This window comes from Flavobacterium tegetincola DSM 22377 (assembly GCF_000425485.1).
GTDB lineage: Bacteria > Bacteroidota > Bacteroidia > Flavobacteriales > Flavobacteriaceae > Flavobacterium > Flavobacterium tegetincola.
Genome location: NZ_KE384385.1, coordinates 32,564 through 51,792, shown reverse-complemented (window position 1 = coordinate 51,792; position 19,229 = coordinate 32,564). Strand labels below are relative to the sequence as shown.

General features: G+C 36.5%; 8 protein-coding genes. 5 read left to right on the top strand and 3 right to left on the bottom strand.

Going from position 1 to position 19,229, the window contains the following annotated elements; genetic code table 11:
• The first annotated feature begins 50 nt into the window (after window positions 1-50).
• Both H602_RS0113455 and H602_RS0113445 read left to right on the top strand, forming a co-directional pair.
• A complete protein-coding gene (locus tag H602_RS0113455; protein WP_026978468.1) occupies window positions 51-7,046 on the top strand; it encodes a T9SS sorting signal type C domain-containing protein in 6,996 nt (2,331 codons plus the stop codon).
• A 188-nt stretch (window positions 7,047-7,234) separates the two neighbouring features.
• Complete coding sequence (locus tag H602_RS0113445; RefSeq protein ID WP_026978467.1) at window positions 7,235-7,795, top strand: DUF4494 domain-containing protein; 561 nt, start codon at window positions 7,235-7,237, stop codon at window positions 7,793-7,795.
• Window positions 7,796-7,876: 81 nt separating this feature from the next.
• On the opposite strand, the gene H602_RS0113440 is transcribed toward H602_RS0113445, so the two are convergent.
• Window positions 7,877-8,374, bottom strand: coding sequence for a DUF456 domain-containing protein (locus H602_RS0113440; protein WP_026978466.1), 498 nt, complete (start codon window positions 8,372-8,374; stop codon window positions 7,877-7,879).
• A gap of 48 nt (window positions 8,375-8,422) precedes the next feature.
• On the opposite strand from H602_RS0113440, the gene H602_RS0113435 reads away from it, so the two are divergent.
• From H602_RS0113435 to H602_RS0113425, 3 genes are all read left to right on the top strand, one after another.
• The gene (locus H602_RS0113435; protein WP_035759652.1) at window positions 8,423-8,908 is read left to right on the top strand and encodes a hypothetical protein; all 486 of its coding nucleotides are present in this window, start codon (window positions 8,423-8,425) and stop codon (window positions 8,906-8,908) included.
• A 423-nt stretch (window positions 8,909-9,331) separates the two neighbouring features.
• Window positions 9,332-9,532, top strand: coding sequence for a hypothetical protein (locus H602_RS0113430; RefSeq protein ID WP_157505068.1), 201 nt, complete (start codon window positions 9,332-9,334; stop codon window positions 9,530-9,532).
• Between the two features lie 219 nt (window positions 9,533-9,751).
• Window positions 9,752-17,002: a T9SS sorting signal type C domain-containing protein gene (locus H602_RS0113425; RefSeq protein ID WP_026978463.1), complete on the top strand. Its 7,251-nt coding sequence runs from the start codon at window positions 9,752-9,754 to the stop codon at window positions 17,000-17,002.
• A gap of 109 nt (window positions 17,003-17,111) precedes the next feature.
• Here the strand turns inward: H602_RS0113425 and H602_RS0113420 are convergent, their stop codons facing one another.
• Window positions 17,112-18,224: a glycosyltransferase family 2 protein gene (locus H602_RS0113420; RefSeq protein ID WP_035759650.1), complete on the bottom strand. Its 1,113-nt coding sequence runs from the start codon at window positions 18,222-18,224 to the stop codon at window positions 17,112-17,114.
• Window positions 18,225-18,235: 11 nt separating this feature from the next.
• Window positions 18,236-19,174 carry a lysylphosphatidylglycerol synthase transmembrane domain-containing protein gene (locus tag H602_RS0113415; RefSeq protein ID WP_026978461.1) on the bottom strand — a complete coding sequence of 313 codons (939 nt, stop codon included), beginning with the start codon at window positions 19,172-19,174 and terminating at the stop codon, window positions 18,236-18,238.
• Window positions 19,175-19,229: the final 55 nt, after the last annotated feature.

Here is a 19,229-nt window from a genome sequence, read left to right as displayed (position 1 = left end):
TTATTTTTCGTACTTCTGTGTACGACAATTATTTAAAAATTATTTATTATATGTATAAAACTTTATTTTCCAAAGTAATGCTTATTGTAGGCTTATTGATTATTTTGCCTACGTCTTCATTATATGCACAGCAAACTGTTTTTTCCGAGGATTTTAACGCACCGGGAACGCCGCAAAATGCTACTTTTACTTCTGCAGGTCAAATAGGCTCGTCAAATTGGTCTGTCACTCAAGGTGGTACGGGCGATTTCGGCGCCAAGATTGACGACGGGATCTTAACATTATCCAATGACATTTCAGCAGCAGCTAATGATGTGGGTTGGGTTTTAGCAAGTGTTTCTACTTCAAACTATGGTGCTTTTTATAAATCTATTTTAAGTCAAAATGTGGGCGTGGTTTCTTGGACGTTCAATATGCGACAAAAAAGAGCAAATCCAAGTGGATTATCTGCCAATAGATATGGCTCGGCTTTCATTTTGGCTGGAACTCCAAATACTTCCCTTAGCGCAGGTAAAGGATATGCAATTGTTTTAGGGCAAACTACTACTACAGATCCAATTCGACTCATTACTTATAGCAGTGGGTTGTCATCAGGTACAGTTACTAAGATTACATCTTCAACAACGGGTTTAAATGATTTTGGTGCGGAATATACAAGTATTCGGGTGGAGTACAATCCAGCAGGAAATAAATGGTCCTTATATTTAAGAAAAGACAATGCAACTTCTTTTCAAGATCCGAATAGCACGGCTTTGGTTTTCCAGGAGGAAGTAGTAGTTACTGATTTTGTAAATGAAGCATTGACTATATCAGGTGGTTATTGGAATGCAAACAAAGCAAAAGCGCAAACGGCATTTTTTGATAATTTTTCGGTAAAAGTTGAAACACCTCAGTTGATTTCGCTTGATCCGGATTCTAAAGTTGCAAACAGTGGGGCTTTTTCTTTAGCTGTCAATGGAGTAGGATTTTTGCCTACAAGTAAAGTCTATTGGAATGGATCAATAAAAACTACAGCTTATGTTTCTCCAACACAATTATCAGCTTCAATTTTTGCAACAGATCTTTCAGCTGCAGGTACAGCACAAATAACTGTCCAAAATGGAACATTTATATCTAATGCCTTGCCATTTACTATTGAGTCTGCTGGAGTTCCGGTTTTAACCTTATCCGCCACCTCATTAACCGCTCTTACTACATCAGCAGGAACGGCATCAACTGCTTCATCTATATATACAATTAGTGGAGTCAATCTAACAGCTGGTGCCACAGTTACAGCACCAGAAAACTTTGAAGTTTCACTTGATGGTCTTACTTATGCGGACGTGTTGACTTTGCCAATTACTTCGGGAACGGGTAATTTAACAGGGCAACCTTTATCATTGAGAGTTCGGATTAAAGCTACGGCATTACCTGGAACTTATTCTGGAAATGTAATACACACAACACTTGGAGCAATATCCAAATCAGTAGCAGTTTCTGGTCGTGTTTTTGCTACTGAACCTACTGCAAATGCAACTGCAGTTTCGTTTACCAACATAACATCAACCGGATTTAAAGTGAATTGGGTAAATGGAAATGGTGCACAACGCTTAGTTTTAATTAAAACTTTAACAGCGGTTTCATCGCTTCCTACAGATGGAATTACTTATAATGCGAATGCTTCTTTTGCGGGTGGTTCGCAAATTGGATCAGAAAATTTTGTAGTGTACAAAGGGACAGGAAATTCTGTTCAGATTACAGGACTTGAATTTAGCAAAGCCTATCATATTTCGGTAGTTGAATTCAATGGTTCAAATAGTACTGAAAATTATGCAACTACTGGTGCAATTGGAAATACTACTACTTTAAATAGCCCTGTAGGTTTGCAAGTTTTAGCCGCAAATACTTCTTATAAAATTGATTTTGATGCAACGGTAGACGGTGTTAATTTGGGCACTTATCAAGGTGTTGGAATTTCACAAATTGCCGAAGTAGGGCAATTGGACTCTGATTCTTGGGCTTTTTCAGGATTTTCAGGAGGGGCTATTGCTTTTGCAGGAAACAGTGTGGAGGACAGTAATAATGAAAATGGCGCTTCAGATGGCAATGTAGATGATAACGGTTTATACGCATTTAATGTAGGAACAGCTCAAAATGAAAACTATACGCTAGGAATTCAGCCGGGTGGAACTGATTTTAATCCAGGAACAATTACGTTAAGAATGCAAAACCAAATGGGTGCGGCTATGACTAGTGTAAATGTTGGATACAAAATTTATGTATATAACGATCAGCCTTCTTCAACCAAGATTGCGTTTTACTATTCTGCAGCACCAACATCTGGATTTGTGGAACAATCTGTTGTGGAATTAAATTCGCCTACTACCGCAGATTTAGCGCCAGGATGGAAAGCATATTATAGAGTGGTAACAATTTCTGGACTGAATATCGCAAGTAATGATTACTATTATTTTAGATGGTCAGGATCTTCAGTTCCTACAACAGGACTGAAAGATGAGTTTGCCATTGATGATATCGAAGTTATTGCAAATCCAACTTCGAATACAGTTGCCTTTGAAGGCATAGTTGAAGATTTTGTTTTGCAAGGTAATGCGACTTTATCAGCTAACTTAACAGTTCAGAATAGGCTATTATTTAATGGTGGTAAATTAGCAATTAAAGACAAGACATTAACTATTGCGGGATCACTTATCAATACCACAGCAAATGGTTTGACAGGTAGCGCGAATAGTAATTTAGTAGTAACAGGAATCGCAAATCCAACGTTACGATTGGATCAAACTACTTCAGGAACTACGAATAGCTTGAACTCATTAAGTTTGATTGGTGCAAATGCAAATATTGTAACCGTTCAAGATAACGTTTTTGTAAATCAACTTCTTAAAGTAGATGCAATGCATACTTTGAATCTTGGCACCACTACATTGTCTGGGACATTAAATACGATTCAGAATAATGGAACAATTAGAACACAAAACACAACTATTACACCATTTCCAGCTGGAAAAACATGGGCTGGTACAGGTACTTTGAATTTGAATGCAACTTCTACAACTCAAACATTAGTTGCAGGAACCTATTCTAATTTAACGTTGTCATCCACTGGTGGAACCAATGCAGTGGCTAACGTTTCCGTGAATGGTATTTTGAGTTTGCCAAATGGAAATCCTACAGCATCAAAAGGTAGTTTATCTATGGGTACTTTCACTTTAACTATGGGTGAAAACGGTACAAATACAGGTTTAGGTGATGTTACGGGAATTATCAAGAGAGATTCTTTTGTCAACAATAAATTATACACTTTTGGTCATCCAAATACGTCAATTACGTTTACTCCAGCAGGAACGCTTCCTACTACTATGAGTGCTAAATTGGCAATTGGAGCTGTGCCAACTTGGCGAACAGGAGCTACTCAGCGCTTCTTTGATATTATCCAAACGGGCGGTGCTTCCACTAAAGCAATTATTCGTCAGCATTACCTTGATAGCGAACTTAATGGTAATATTGAATCAAAATTAGTAAACTGGGGCTATAAATCCGCGGGTGCACTATCTTTTGAACAAGGAAGATCAAACATCAATACGGTTGATAACTGGGTTGAAATTTCAAATGCAAATGTCGCAGAGATTTTTGTAGATACATTTAATAATGTATTTATAACGCTTGATGAGACTGAAGCAACTGTATTAACGTGGAATGGATCATCAAGTGATTCTTGGACTACATCTGCAAACTGGAGTCCTATTGGAACTCCTTCATCTATTACGAAAGTTATTATTCCAAACGTTGCAGGTTTACCAAATCAACCATTATTAAACCCAATAGTAGATTTAGAATCTATAGTTATTGAAACGGGTGGAATTTTAAATGCACCAGCTGATGCTCAATTCACGATTTTTGGTGGAGCAGGAGCTTGGCAAAATAATGGAACGTTTAATCCAGGAACTGGAACTAGTGCAGTACTATTTAATAACCTTGATGCTACTATTGCTGGGTCTACAACCTTTAATAACGTATCTATTTTGGCTAATGCAGGACTTCGTGCATTGGATGGAAATTTTATGAGTATTACTGGAACATTTACCAATAACGGAACAATGTTTACAACGCTAACTCCAAATACAATTGAATTTAAAGGAACCAACCAAATCATACCTGCACCAGGCGGATTAGATTTTGGCGGATATCACAACTTGATTGTAACTGGAAGTGGAACAACTATTGCTTCTACAACATTAAATGTTAGAGGTAATTTAACACTAAACCAATCTGTACCATTTACTGGAAAAACAATAAATCTAGCAGGCCTTTCGGACCAAACTATTGCTGGAACTGCGGCAATTAATTTTGATAATTTGATTGTAAATAAGGAATCGGGCAAAGTGCTTCTTGCGAAAGATGTTGCTGTTGACGGTATCTTAACGCTTACAGCGGGTAACTTAGTTTTAGGTACTAGTAATCTAACTTTAGGACAAAATCCAGTAGCCGGAACATTCAATGCAAATAATATGATTGTTGCAGAAGGAACAGGTTTACTTAAAAGAACTTTTACTGCCACAGGAAGTTATTTATTTCCAATTGGAGATTTGACAGGATCTGCAAATTATTCACCAATCACGGTAAACGTAACTGCGGGTTCATTCGCAGGTGCTAACGTTGGAGTGAGTGTTGTAGATGCAAAGCACCCTAACAATTTCAGTTCTCAAAATTACATCAGCCGTTACTGGAATGTGGTACAAACAGGTATTACTGGAGCAGTAGCAACCATCACGGGAACTTATGATCCAATAGATCTTGTAGGTGCTGAGTCAGAAATTACTTCTGCACAATTAAAAGGGACTTATGATGCAATCACAAACTCTTGGCTTAAATTTAGCGCATTATCAAGTAATACGCTTGTGGCAACAAATGCAACATTAGCAGCTGGACAAAACTCTTCATTTACAGGATTAAAAGCGGGAGTATTTTCCGTGGAAGTATTTGGTTACGGTTCATTCTGTCAAAATGCAACTGCAGAACTTCAGGCGGTAACTTCAGGTGGAGACGGACCTTTTACATACATGTGGTCCAACAGTTTGCCAAATACGGCTTCGGTTACTATTCCTACGGCTACGGTTGGAAGTACAAATTATACACTAACAGTTCGGGATGCTAACGGTTTTGTGGCAATGGATAATACCAGTCCTGTAGTAATTAATCCACTTTCAGTAGGAGGAACTATAGCAAACGCTTCGCAGCAAATTTGTGCAGGAACTTTAGCTAGTACATTACAATTAAACGGCAGTGTGGGTTCAGTAGTATACTGGCAGAAATCCACAGATTTAAATTTTGCAACTTTTGAAAACCTGTCTAACTTTTCAACTACGCTTACCGGTTTGGAAATTGGAGCAATAAATCAAACTACTTATATCCGAGCAGCTATCAAAAGCGGTTCATGCGAGGAAGTATTCTCAAGCGTTGCAACTATTTTAATTAAAAGTACAACTTGGAATGGGAATGCTTGGAATAATGGAGCGCCAGATGCCGCTACATCAGCAATTTTTACTGGGAATTATACTGCAACAGGAAATGTGTTGGCATGTTCAATAACAGTATCTAATGATGCAGAAGTTTTAATACCTGCTACATTTGATGTAACCATTAATGGTGCTGTTACAGTGGAAAGTGGAACATTTACTTTATCAAGCGACTCTAATTTAATTCAACTTACAGACGCTGTAAATTCAGGTCAAGTAATCGTGAATAGAAAAAGTGCTTCTTTATTTAGATTGGATTACACCATGTGGGGATCGCCAGTTTTTGGAACTCAAACGTTGAAGAATTTTTCTCCATTAACGGTTTCAAATCGTTTCTATACGTATAATTCTTTATCAGATCAATTTGCAGTAATCGACCCGTTAACCAATGGATTTACGCCAGGAAAGGGATATTTAATAAGAATGCCAGACAATCATTCGGCAACGGTAGCTTCATCGTACAATGGAACTTTTACAGGAACACCGAATAACGGACCTATTACTTTACCATTAGCAGAAACAGGACTAGGATTTAATATGATTGCTAATCCTTATGCTTCGATGATCAATGCTGATACGTTTATAGCAGATAACGCAACTGAAATTTCAGGGACATTGTATTTCTGGAGAAGACGAAATGCGGTTCAAGATGCAAGCGCGTACTATGCAACTTACACAAGTGCTGGTGGTACTGGTACTGCAGGATCGGATTCTGCTCCAACACAAATTCCAAACGGATTTATTCAAGTTGGACAAGGATTTATAGTAAAGAAAATTGACGGCGGAACGGGCAACATTGCGTTCAATAACCCAATGCGAACTGCTGCAAATAATGCAAATCAATTTTTCAAAAATGCGACTACTCAAGATAAAAGCAGAATTTGGTTAAATGTGACCAATGCAGCTGGAATTTTTGGTCAAACCCTTATTGCATATATGCCTTCTGCAGCAAATGGAGTCGAATCTTCTGATGGAAAATACCTGGGAGATGGAGCTACTGCACTTACTTCTTGGTTAAACAATGAGGAATACATCATTCAAGGACGTGCACCTTTTACAGCTTCAGACGTAGTACCGCTGCATTTTAAGAATACTACAGCTGGAAATTATACAATAGCTATTGACCATGTAGACGGACTTTTTGAAGGAAATCAAGACATTTATTTACGTGATAACTTTACGGGTATTTTACACGACTTAAAAGCTACTCCATATACTTTTGTATCGGAAGTGGGAAGTTACAATGCGCGTTTTGAAATAGTTTACTTTAATGTTTTATCTGTAGATAACCCTGTTTTTGATGCAAACGCTGTGGTGCTTTACAAGAAAGAAAATAATATCGTTGTAAATGCAGGAAACACAACGCTCGATCAAGTGGAAGTGTACGACATCAGCGGTAGAGTTTTGGCAGTTGCTAAAAAAATCAATGCTAATGAAGTTTCTATTCATGTGGGACAAACCAATCAAGTGTTGATTGTTAAAATTACTTCAACAGATGGAAGAGTAGTTAATAAGAAAACAATTAATTAAATTTCAATTCACAAAATTAGAAATCGCCGTAATTGGCGATTTTTTTTTGCTTTAAACGGAATGGCTGTCATAGAAATACAAATTACATTTTACAGTACAACTTTTCAAATTGTGAATATCTATTTCAAGAAACACCGTCTTTTTTTTGCTTTTAAATCTATCTTTGACTTCCTAAAAAAATTAAAATTATGAGTGCAACTTGGTACGAATGCAAAGTAAAATATAGAAAAACAGACGATACAGGAATTCAAAAAGTAGTAACCGAAGCTTATTTGGTTGATGCTGTTTCCTATACCGAAGCGGAAAGTAGAATCAACGAGGAAATGGCGGCGTACATCAGTGAGGAATTTAAAATCACGAATATTAAAGTAGCAAATTACGCAGAAATTCACCCTTTTGAAAATTCAGACCGTTGGTTTAAGTCAAAAATCGCTTTGGTAGCCTACGATGAAGAAAGTGGTAGGGAACGGAAAACTAATATTCATATTCTACTTCAGGCCAATGACGTGAAGGAAGCGTATGACAATACCATTAAAGTAATGGACGGAACAATGGGCGATTATACCATTCCAATGATTATCGAATCGGCTATCATGGATGTTTTTCCTTATTTTAGTGGTGAAGAAGGAGATTTGGCACGGATTGAAAGATTTAACGCTGCTAAAGCGTCTAAACCTTCTGTAGTAGCTGTGGGCGAAACCAATGAAGCAATTGAAGTGGAAGAAGAAGAATTGACTGAAAGCGTTTAATAAAAAGCGTTTTCAGAGTAGTATAAAAAAGTATCTCATTAAATTATTTGTAAAAAATAGTTTAATGAGATTTTTTTATGCTTAAAAGTTCGGGTAATTTTCCCAAACTAGATATATAAATAATCCCAAATAGATGACACATACAAAAAACTTCATGAATGTAGAAGCTAGAAAACCAATGAAAGAGCCAGTTGCCGCTTTTAGAGCCCGTTTTTTATCTTTAGAATTGTAAATCAATTCGCCCACAAAGGCACCAATAAATGGACCAATGATAAAGCCCAACGGAATTGGAGCGATAAGACCCAAAACCAGTCCGATATTTGTGCCCCAAACGCCGTAGGAACTTCCTCCAAACCGTTTAGTGCCTTTTGCCGGAATTACATAATCCAGAACAGCAACTATAATAGCAATGAAAAGTGTAATGCCAAGCGTCCAATAATTCATCGGTACGGCGTCGGTTAGAAATAAGAATAATAATCCTAGCCAACTGATGGGAGGACCGGGCAAAACAGGTAGAAAGCTACCCAAAATTCCAACAATCATACAGAGTAAACCAATTGACAATAAGATGTAATCCATAAAAATTAATTTTAGTACATTTGGAGATTATAAAATGCCTCGGCACTCATGCAATTTAAAACAATTTTTGCTCTATTTTTGATTTTAATCAGCGTTTCCTCTTGCGACTATTTTCACAAGCCGGTTCCGTCAAAGGAAGTCCTGCTTGAAACTGAATTGAAAGCAATAGATTGGAACAAAGTCGATCAATATCCATCCATTACAGAATGCGAAAATATTGAAGATAAAGACCAACGCCAACAATGTTTTTTTGAATATTTAACTTCGGTAATTCAGCAAAAATTAAGTCAAGATACGTTGCCTTTTATCGGTGTAAATATAGATACGATTATTGTAAAAGTCACCGTTTTTCCTGATGCAACTATTGACTTTGAACCGCAATTCCCCAAAGATTCTGTTGCCTACGATACCATTAAAATTGAAAGTCTATTAACCGAGAAACTCAAAGATTTTCCTAGAATTAATCCTGCTTTGAAAAGAGGAATTCCTGTAAAAACGCAGTTTATACTTCCTGTGATTTTGAAGCAAGAGTAGTTTAACGCTTCCTGTCTTTCCATTCGTAGGTCCCGCCAAAAGAACGAAAAGCAATTACCACGCTGAAAAACGGATAAAGAAACACGTTAAATAATTGATTAGGGATTAATTTTAGAGACTTTATTTGCAAATCTTATTAGCAGAAAAGGGTGTATTTAATTACATGCGAACTTAATATGGCGATTTTTTTTAGGTAAAAAATTGTTAAACACATTTTAGATAAATGTCTGTTAGCTTTTTATTATAGATAATTTTTAAGTACTTATTGTGAAACTTGATTAATCAAGTTACAAAATTGTATTAAATAACGAGTTATTTATAAAAATGAGTAGTTGTGTCGTATTCATTTGATTATTAGTTATCTTTGCAGTCCCTATAATCTAATTTTTTAACTTCATGAAAAATAACCTACAAAACTATTTTATGATAGTTGCATTTCTATGTTTAGATTTTACAGCTTTTGCGCAAGGAAGTTCTCCTGGAACTGGTAACGGAACCGGAGACTTAGAAGGCGATGATGTAGCCGTACCCATTAACGGTAAGTTGATTTGGCTCGCAATCTGTGGGATTGTCTTTGCTTACTACACTTATATTAAGCGTAGTGAGATTAATGTCACTCCATAAAAGTATTATATTAGAAAACGCATTCGAAATTACAATATCAAACTAAAATGTAATTTTCTTATTACTCACCTAAAATGATACACGTAACAAAATGAGAGTTTCTAATTAAAGGTTGTATTACCGAATTTAAAATTAAATAAATTCAATACTGATGTTCAAAAACTATAACTTTTAAAATAGAAGCTACACACTTTTATTTTCCTTTTTAAAATTTTTATTATGAGAAAACTTTTACTTATTTGTGCTATTCTCGTCCCATTTTTAGGGATTTCACAAGCTTTATCGGGTACTTATGTAGTAGGAAATGGACAGCCAATTCCTTTTAATACTTTAACAAATGCAGTTGCAAGAATCAATTCTTCTGGAGTTTCAGGTCCCGTGGTTTTTTTGCTAAATGATGCCGCTTACACGAACGCTAGTGGTGAAGTCTTCCCGCTTAAGATTAATCAATTCGCCGGAACGAGTCTTACAAATACATTAACCATTAAGCCAAATGTAGGTAAAACAGTTGCAATAACTGGAAGTAACTTGAATACTTACAGCGGTGTTGCCAGTATTTTTCAATTTGATGGTGGAGACAATATTATTGTGGATGGTTCCAATACCGCAAATGGAAGTACACGTGATCTTACAATTGTTAATAACGATAATATTAATTATGTCTCAAAAACTGCAATTTGGATTTCGTCAAATGGTACTAATGGCGCTAATAATATCAGTATTTTAAATACAAAATTGCAGATGATAACCGTCAACGCTAATAGTAGGCAACTGTCAGGAGTATTCTCCGGAAGTAATAGTCTTGGAGACGGGAATGGTATAAGTGGAACAAATGCAACTGCTGCAAATTCAAATTTAACTGTAAGTAACAATGAATTTATCAATGTACGTCAAGGAATTATTGTAAAAAGTAGTGAAACGAGCAGCCTTAGAAGTAGTGATATCCAATTTACTTTCAATGTTTTAGGGCGTACTTTGGATTCTGAGAAACCTTCGACCCCAATTAACTTTATAAACGTTAATACGGTAAATATTTTGGACAATACCATTATAGGTGTTTTAAATACTGGTTCTAGCGACCTTACTTTAGGTGTTGTAATTGAAAATTCCTCAAACTGTACTATTAAGAGAAATATTTTACAAGATATAAAAACAATAGGCGTGTATATTGGCCGCGCCATTTGGATAAAGGGCACAACTACGGACCTTGTAATTTCAGAAAATAAGATTTCTAATGTCAAAAATACTGCCAATGGACCGATGTACGGAATCCATCTTGACGTAAGTTCTGGGTCAACAGGAACACTGCTTGCTAACAATTTTATTTCTGACATCTCCTCTACGGGCGGTTTTGATAGTACCGGAAGCGGTATTTTAATAGCTAATGGTTTAGGTACTCGTATATATCATAATACAGTGGCACTGAACGCTCTTCAAAGCGGAACCTCGTCGGCACTTTATTTAAATGCCGGAACAGCCTTTGATATTCGGAATAATATATTTACAAATACCAGCAAGATAGCTTCTGCAGAAACGTGGCTAGGTCCATACGCAATCTATGCAAAGACAGGAGTGACATTTGATACGGTAGACCATAATGATTACTATTCAAGTTTAATGGGTCGTCTAGGAAGTGTTGTCTATACGACTTTAGCAGAGTGGCAAATCGCAACAGGAAAAGATCAGAACTCAAAAAACATTAACCCTGCTTTTGTCTCAATAGCAGACTTACATTTACAATCTATAGCAGCAAATTCAGGATTAGATAATGCTGGAACTTCGCTTGCACTTATAACTACAGATATCGACGGTCAAGCTCGTACTGCAACACCAGATATTGGTGCAGATGAGTTTTCGGTAGTAGCGACGTTAGCTGCAGAACCAATAGCGCAATCATCTGCATTAAATTTTACAGATATTACTGCAAATAGTTTCAAAATCGATTGGACGAAAGGAAGTGGTACAGGTGCAAATAGCATCCTTGTAGTCCGTGAAGGAACCGCTGTCAATTCGGCTCCATTAGATGCAACCACATACAATCCCAGTACTGTTTTTGGTTCAGGGTCTCAAATAGGAACAGGCAACTATGTAGTTTATGCGGGAAATGGAAATACAGTTACAGTTACCGGGTTATCTAGCACTACTACTTATTATGTTGCTATATATGAGTATAACGGAGCTGGATCGACGGCAAATTATTTAACAACTGCACCCTTAAATGGAAATCGATTGACTTTGAATGCTGCTTTAGGTTGGCAAATTGTAAATACCAATTTACTAAATACAATTACTTTTGACAACACAGTGAGTGGTGTTACTAATGGTGCATATGTAGGAAGTGGTTTTACAACATCGCCGACATCTGGTCAATTGAACTCTAATTCATGGGCTGTTGATGGTTTTGAAGATGGTACAATTACTTTTGGTGGAACCAATACCAATCCAGATTTTGGAAAAGGAATAGCAACGGGCGGAATTTCTGAAAGTGGAATTTATGCTTTTCAAACATCACCTAATAACGTAGCACTCGGAATTCAACCGGGAACAGAGGATTTTACTCCTGGAACTATAACGTTGCGCTTCCAAAACCAAACTTCATCAGCCATAACGTCAATCAGTCTGGGCTATAAAGTGTATGTCTATAATGATGAACCGGCTTCTAATAGTTTTAATTTTAGTCATTCTGCGGATAATACAAACTATACAGGAATTTCAGAATTAGATGTTGTTTCTCCTACAACCGCAGATGTGTCTCCCTCATGGAAAGCAAGTTACCGAGTGGTTACTATTACCGGACTTAATATTCCTTCAAATGGATTCTATTATTTAAAATGGAGCGGTGCCGAAGTCATAGCCGGTAGTGCTTACGACCAATTTGCAATCGATGATATTGTTCTATCGGCTAATCCAACTAGTGTTTTTCCAACTTTCGAAGGAATTGCCGAAAATTTCTCGGTACATGGCGCTACAAGCCTCTCAGGAGATTTAACGGTGAATGGAGATTTAAAATTTACTGCAGGAAAACTTTCTATAAAGGCCAGTACTTTAACAGTGGGTGGCCCAATCATCAATACAATTTCTGGTGGGATTGAAGGAAGTGCATCTTCTAATATTTCGATAATCGGATCAGGAAATAAAACGTTGAGTTTTGATCAAACTACAATTGGAACAACTAATTTATTAAATAATTTCTTGATTCCCTTTTCTGCCGGTGCAAATAACATGGTAACCATTGCGAACGCAGTAACAATTAATGGCTTGTTGAGTGTGGCTCTGGATCAGACGCTTGACTTCGGAACAAATCAATTGACAGGAAATCTTTCGACCATCACCATAAATGGAACTGTTTTAACACAGAACGCGGGTACAACGCCATTTCCAGCGGGTAAAACTTGGAGCGGTACAGGGAAATTAAATTTGAATGCATCTTCTGCCCCTCAGACTTTAGTTGCGGGAACATATACTAATCTTACTTTGTCCTCGACCGGTGGTACAACAGCAAGTACGAATTTAACGGTTAATGGAGTTTTAAATTTACCTTCAGCAAATCCAAGTGCAACGGTTGGTGGTTTATCGATGGCAAATCCATCAGAGTTAATTATGGGGCCATTAGGTACAAATACAGGCACAGGTGATGTAAGTGGAATTATAAGTAGAAGTACAATTTTGCCTAACGTTCAGTATACTTTTGGTCATAGAAATTCAACTATCTTGTTTACTAACGTAGGAACACTCCCTGATTGGATGAAGGTAAAAGTAACGATTGGTCAAAATAATTGGCGTACCGGAGCTATAAAAAGATATTATGATATTATACAATCTGGTGCTGCAAATACAAAGGCAATTATTCGTGAACATTATTTGGATAGTGAACTCAACGGTAATACTGAATCGAAATTAGTGAATTGGGGACAATTTACAACCAGCGGTAATTACTTCGAGCAAGGTCGATCTAATATCAGTACAACTGAAAATTGGGTAGAAATTACAAATGCAAATTTGGGTTTATATTTTGAAAATACATTTGGCAAAGTGTTCTTAACTTTAGATGAAACAGAAGCGGAAGTACTAACATGGAATGGCTCATTAAGTAATTCTTGGACGACCGTCGGAAACTGGACTGCAAATAACGGAACAACAACTGCGATACCTTCATCAGGTACTAAAGTAATTATTCCGAATCTATCTAATACATTTCCTCAACCAACATTAAATCCTAATACGCAAGTTTTATCAATTGAAATAGAATCAGGTGCAGTTGTGAATTCTACACCAAACGATGTGTTGGAAGTTTTTGGAACTTCCGGCGCGTGGATTAATAATGGTGGTATTTTTAATGCACCAACTGGTACAGGTAAAGTGATTTTTAAAACGCTTGATGCATCTATAAGCGGTAGCACAACATTTAATAATATAGAAATTGCTAATGGCGCTTCACTACGTACATTAGAAGGTAGTAAAACTACCATAAGCGGAGCTTTCACTAATAATGGAATTCTGCTTGCTGGATTAAATCCTAATACTATCGAATATTCAGGTAATGGACAGACGGTAATTTATGCGAATGGAACATCTTTTGAATCGTACTACAATCTAATTATTTCGGGTGCTAATGCAACATTTCCAACAAGCGTTAATATAAGAGGAGATCTTACTTTAAATGCACCGGTTGATTTTACTGATAAAACAATTAATTTGATAGGTGTGGTGAACCAAAAACTGGAAGGATCTGCAATTATCGATTTTAATAATTTAGTTGTCAATAAAGCATCAGGAACCGTTTTATTAGAAAAAGCGGTTGCAGTAAACGGAACTTTAACTTTAACTAAAGGTAGAGTTATTCTAGGTTCAAATAATTTAACACTTGGAGCCAATGCAGTCGTCGGAACATTTGACGTAAACACGATGATTGTGGCCGACGGCAGTGGTTTTTTGAAAAGATCATTTTCGTCGACAGGATTTTATTTTTTCCCAGTTGGCGAGGTAACAAGTAATCCAGCCTACAGTCCAATATCAGTAAACGTAACTGCTGGAAGTTTTTCGAATGGTTTTGTTTCGGTATCGGTCGTGGATGCTATCCATCCAAACAATAATAGTGGGCAAAATTACATCAGTCGTTATTGGAATGTAAAACAAACAGGAATCTCTGGTGCTGTAGCGACAATTGCAGCAAACTATGTAACGCCTGAACTTTTAACTCCTGCAGAAACAATGATTGCAGCACAGCTTACAGGAACTTTTAATGTAGAAACCAATCCATGGGTACGCTTTTCTCCGTTGAGCGGATTGACTTTGACTGCCACTGGAGCAATTCTAACGGAAGAAATATCTGCTTTCACAGGAATTAAAGGAGGAGAGTTTTCAGTAGAAATTACAGGTGGAGGAAATGTTTGTCAAAATGAGATAGTTACCTTAACTGCTGCTGTAGCAGGTGGAGATTTACCGCTAACTTACGAATGGTCAGATGGATTAGGAACTAATTCTACTGCAGGTCCGGCAGAATATATTGGAACCAAGGATTACTCCGTGACCGTAATTGATGCAAATGGAAGAAAAGCAACAAAAACAATTTCTGTAACTACTAATGCAGCTGTTGCCGCAGGTACTCTTTCTGGAAATCAAACGGTTTGTTTTTCTACTGAACCAAACGATATCATTGTTTCAGGAAATGCAGCGGGTGTAAAGTACTGGCAACGTTCTGAAGAACCATTGTTTCTAAATCCTATTAGTATTGCCAACACAACTGCTACTTTGAGCGGTGCTGAGGCAGGTCAAATTACAGGAGTTACGTATTATAGAGCAGCAATCGATAACGGTTCATGTCCCGATGTTTTTACTCCGGCAATTACAATTGATACAAAAACTACCACCTGGAATGGAACCATCTGGAGCAATGGTATACCAGACAGCAGCACTGCGATAATTATTTCTGGTGATTACAACTTGGCAGCAACGATTACAGGTTGTAGTATAACAGTGATAAATGGTGCTGTAGTTACTATTCCGGCAGGTTATGATGTTATCATTAATGGTGCATTGATTGTAGATAATGCAACTTTCAATTTAGAAAGCGATACAAATTTGATTCAAAATACGGATGTTGATAATTTTGGAACTATTACAGTTGAACGAGAAAGTGCTAAGCTATTTAGGTTAGATTATACGATGTGGGGATCACCTGTATCAGGAGACCAGACGTTAAAGGAGTTTTCTCCACTAACATTTTCAAACCGCTTTTATACGTACAATTCAAATACAAATCTATTTAATGTTATTGCCCCCGAAACAAATACTTTTACTCCAGGTAACGGTTACTTGATCAGAATGGCGGATAATCATATCGCATACGGTACCTCAGTTCTACCAGTATCGTGGAAAGGGATATTTACAGGTGTTCCTACAAATGGTCCTGTTAGGATGCCTTTATCAACTGTAAGTAGCGGATTCAATTTGACCGCAAATCCTTATGCTTCTATGATTGATGCTGATGAATTTTTGAACGATAATGCTGCTGAAATTGGAGGAACACTCTATTTCTGGCGACGTAGAAACGCAGTGCCTATGGGAACTGAAGGTACTAGTGCCTATTATGCCACTTATACGCTTGCAGGTGGTGCAGGCGTTAGCATTAGCGCAATTGAAGATCAAACTTTTACTAGCGAAACTCCAAATGGACTAATTCAAGTGGGACAAGGATTTCTAGTGCAGAAAAATGCTACCAGCAATCCAGGAGATGTTGTATTCAATAATACAATGAGAACTGCTTCGAATAACGATGATCAGTTTTTCAGGACTTCAAATACTGAAGAAAGAAGTCGAATCTGGTTAAATGTTACTAATCCAGCTGGAGAATTTGGTCAAACCCTTATAGCCTACATGTCTCAAGCGCTAAATGGCGTTGATCGCACTGATGGAATATACCTTAACGATGGTACAACTGCACTTACTTCTTGGTTGGACAATTCTGAATATATTATTCAAGGACGTGCTCCTTTTGTAGTTTCAGATATTGTTCCGTTAAATTTCAAAACGATAACTGCAGGAAGCTATACCATCGCAATAGATCATCTAGACGGACTATTTGCAGGAAATCAGGATGTTTTCTTACGAGATAATATGACTGGGATTCTCCATAATTTGAAAACAGGAGCGTATACGTTTGCAACGCAGGTGGGAAGTTTTAATGCACGTTTTGAAGTGGTGTATTTAGATGTATTATCAGTAGATAATCCTAGTTTTAATTCAAACAGTATTGTGCTTTACAATGAACAAAATAATTTAATTATTAATTCAGGAGTAGTGCTCATAGATCATGTTGAAATTTATGATACCAGCGGAAGATTATTAATTGCGACTAAGAAAATTAATTCTAGCGAAGTATCAATTAATGTCGGACAAACCAATCAAGTTTTAATTGTGAAAATTACATCTGTAGATGGAACAACAGTTAACAAGAAAACAATTAATTAACTCTTTATAAAACTATAGAAATCGCCTTAACGGGCGATTTTTTTGTTTTAATAGGGATTTATTAGATGAGTTTTTTTTTGAGTAGACGTAAATTTTGCACTTGCATATTCTAGTGCTTCCTATCTTTCCATTGATAGTTCCCACCAAAAGAACGTAAAGCAACTCCAACGCTAAAAAACGGATAAAGAAAAGTGCTTAATAAATAGAATCGTATTTGTCGCGGTTGAATAAATTTCCCCGTTTGGAATTGCAAAATAAAATCGACCAGTATTTTTAATCCAAATAATAAATACCAATCCCAAAACGGAATTATGCCAAAAAGGCAAAATACCAATCCTACAACAATCGAAAGATTTCCCAAGAAAACAGATAGCGCTAAAATTTTTGCGAAAGCACTTTTGTAAGCCGTCGCCTTTGAAGCCCATCGAATCCGTTGCTGGATTAATTCTTTGAATGTGAAACAAGGATAGGTCAAAACTAAGAAATCGTGACTTTTTAAATAACCAATTTTAGAACTTCCAAATTGACTTGAATTTAATGCTTTTTGCAATAAAAAAACATCGTCGCCACTGGCAATATGATTGGAATCGGCAAAGCCATTCAAAGTCTGAAATAGATTTTTACTATAAGCGAAATTGGCTCCATTACACATAAATGGTTTTTTTATTCCAAAACTACCAATCGTCGCTCCTTGCAAACTCATCAATTCTAATAGTTGAAAATGCTGCAAAAAATGAGCAGTAGTGAGGTAACTAACGGCACCGGCAACCATTTCATAATCATGTTCTCTTATAAAAGCATCCAATGTTTTGAGCCAGTTTTCAGGAACCAAACAATCCGCGTCTGTCGTTATAATCCATGAATGTTTGGATTGCTGAACAGCGGTTTCAATCGCATCTTTCTTAGGAGAACTCGATTTTCGGATGTTTTGTAAAACGCAAACGTCAAAATTATAAGTATCGATTTTGAACCCATCGTCAGAAGCATCATCAACTAAAATTACTTCAAACAAATCTTTGGGATAATTCAATTGAGAAATGGTTGACAACAATTCAGGAAGTAATTTAGCTTCATTTCGAAAAGGAATAATAATCGTAAATGTAGTGGTTGGACTTTGGTATTGACTACTGAAATAAGGCACTTTTTTTATTCCAAAAGAAAGTCTAAGGATGAAAAATCCATAAATGATTATGACGAAAAATAAAATAAGACTAACAATCATGGCATTTTATTTTAAAGCGATTCGGATTTCAGTAGTTGAGGTTTGAATCGAAAAACGTAAACACTTCCAATCATAACAGGCAGAACGATATTCAAAAACCACATTAGCATACTGATGAAAACTACAATCCATTCGTTAATTCCTAAAAGTCCGAAGAAGTAAACAGCAACGCCACCTTTAACGGCAAAATCAAAAAATTGAAAAGTGGGTAATGATGAGGCAATGAAATAAACCGCCGCGATCGTTCCCATCAAAGTGACGTAAGGCAAACTTACATCAAAAGCTAAAAACAAAAAATAATATTGATGTGAAAAAGTCAAATACCTCATAATAGCCAAATAGATATTTTTTCGATGCAGCTTCTTTGGTATAGCATTGATTTTATTGAAAAATTGCGATAACGAATAACCTTTAATCGTAATTTTTTTTAGCAAAAATAAAATAACGCTTACTGTGAGAACAACTGCAATTAAAATTCCCACTTCCAGCCAATAGCCTAAAATCAATAAACCTACAATTCCAAAAAGGACGCTCAAAATCATCTGAATTCCGTTACAAATCAAATTCAAAAATATAACTTCTCCAGTATTTTTTTTAGGAAAATAAAGTGCTTTTCCAGCATATTCACCAATGCCATTTGGCGTAAAAAGTCCAGCGGTTAATGCTGCTAAAACTTGTTCTGTTGCTTTTGATAAAGAAAGAGGATGAAGTATTTGAGCCAAATTTTGCCACTTCAAAATCTCTAAAAATCGATTTAAAAAACTTAAGAATAGAATAAATACGATGCCGATAAAAGATTTTTTATGTTCCAATAATTCCAAAAACTGATGCCAATCCAATTTTTCGTTGTGTACGAGTTGGCTGTAAATAAAATATAAAGCACCACCAACAATCAAAAGTTTAGCAAGAAACACGAGGAATTGTTTAGCTTTGTAAGGAATTGAAATCATTGCCGCAAAAGTACTGCAAACCGATTAGATTCCTGCAAGGTTTTTAAAACCTTGT

Bases quoted from the DNA above. Each gene is read 5' to 3' on its own strand.
- H602_RS0113430 (WP_157505068.1), top strand. From the start codon at position 9,332: ATGATAGTTGCATTTCTATGTTTAGATTTTACAGCTTTTGCGCAAGGA.
- H602_RS0113415 (WP_026978461.1), bottom strand. From the start codon at position 19,174: ATGATTTCAATTCCTTACAAAGCTAAACAATTCCTCGTGTTTCTTGCT.
- H602_RS0113425 (WP_026978463.1), top strand. From the start codon at position 9,752: ATGAGAAAACTTTTACTTATTTGTGCTATTCTCGTCCCATTTTTAGGG.
- H602_RS0113420 (WP_035759650.1), bottom strand. From the start codon at position 18,224: ATGATTGTTAGTCTTATTTTATTTTTCGTCATAATCATTTATGGATTT.
- H602_RS0113445 (WP_026978467.1), top strand. From the start codon at position 7,235: ATGAGTGCAACTTGGTACGAATGCAAAGTAAAATATAGAAAAACAGAC.
- H602_RS0113440 (WP_026978466.1), bottom strand. From the start codon at position 8,374: ATGGATTACATCTTATTGTCAATTGGTTTACTCTGTATGATTGTTGGA.
- H602_RS0113435 (WP_035759652.1), top strand. From the start codon at position 8,423: ATGCAATTTAAAACAATTTTTGCTCTATTTTTGATTTTAATCAGCGTT.
- H602_RS0113455 (WP_026978468.1), top strand. From the start codon at position 51: ATGTATAAAACTTTATTTTCCAAAGTAATGCTTATTGTAGGCTTATTG.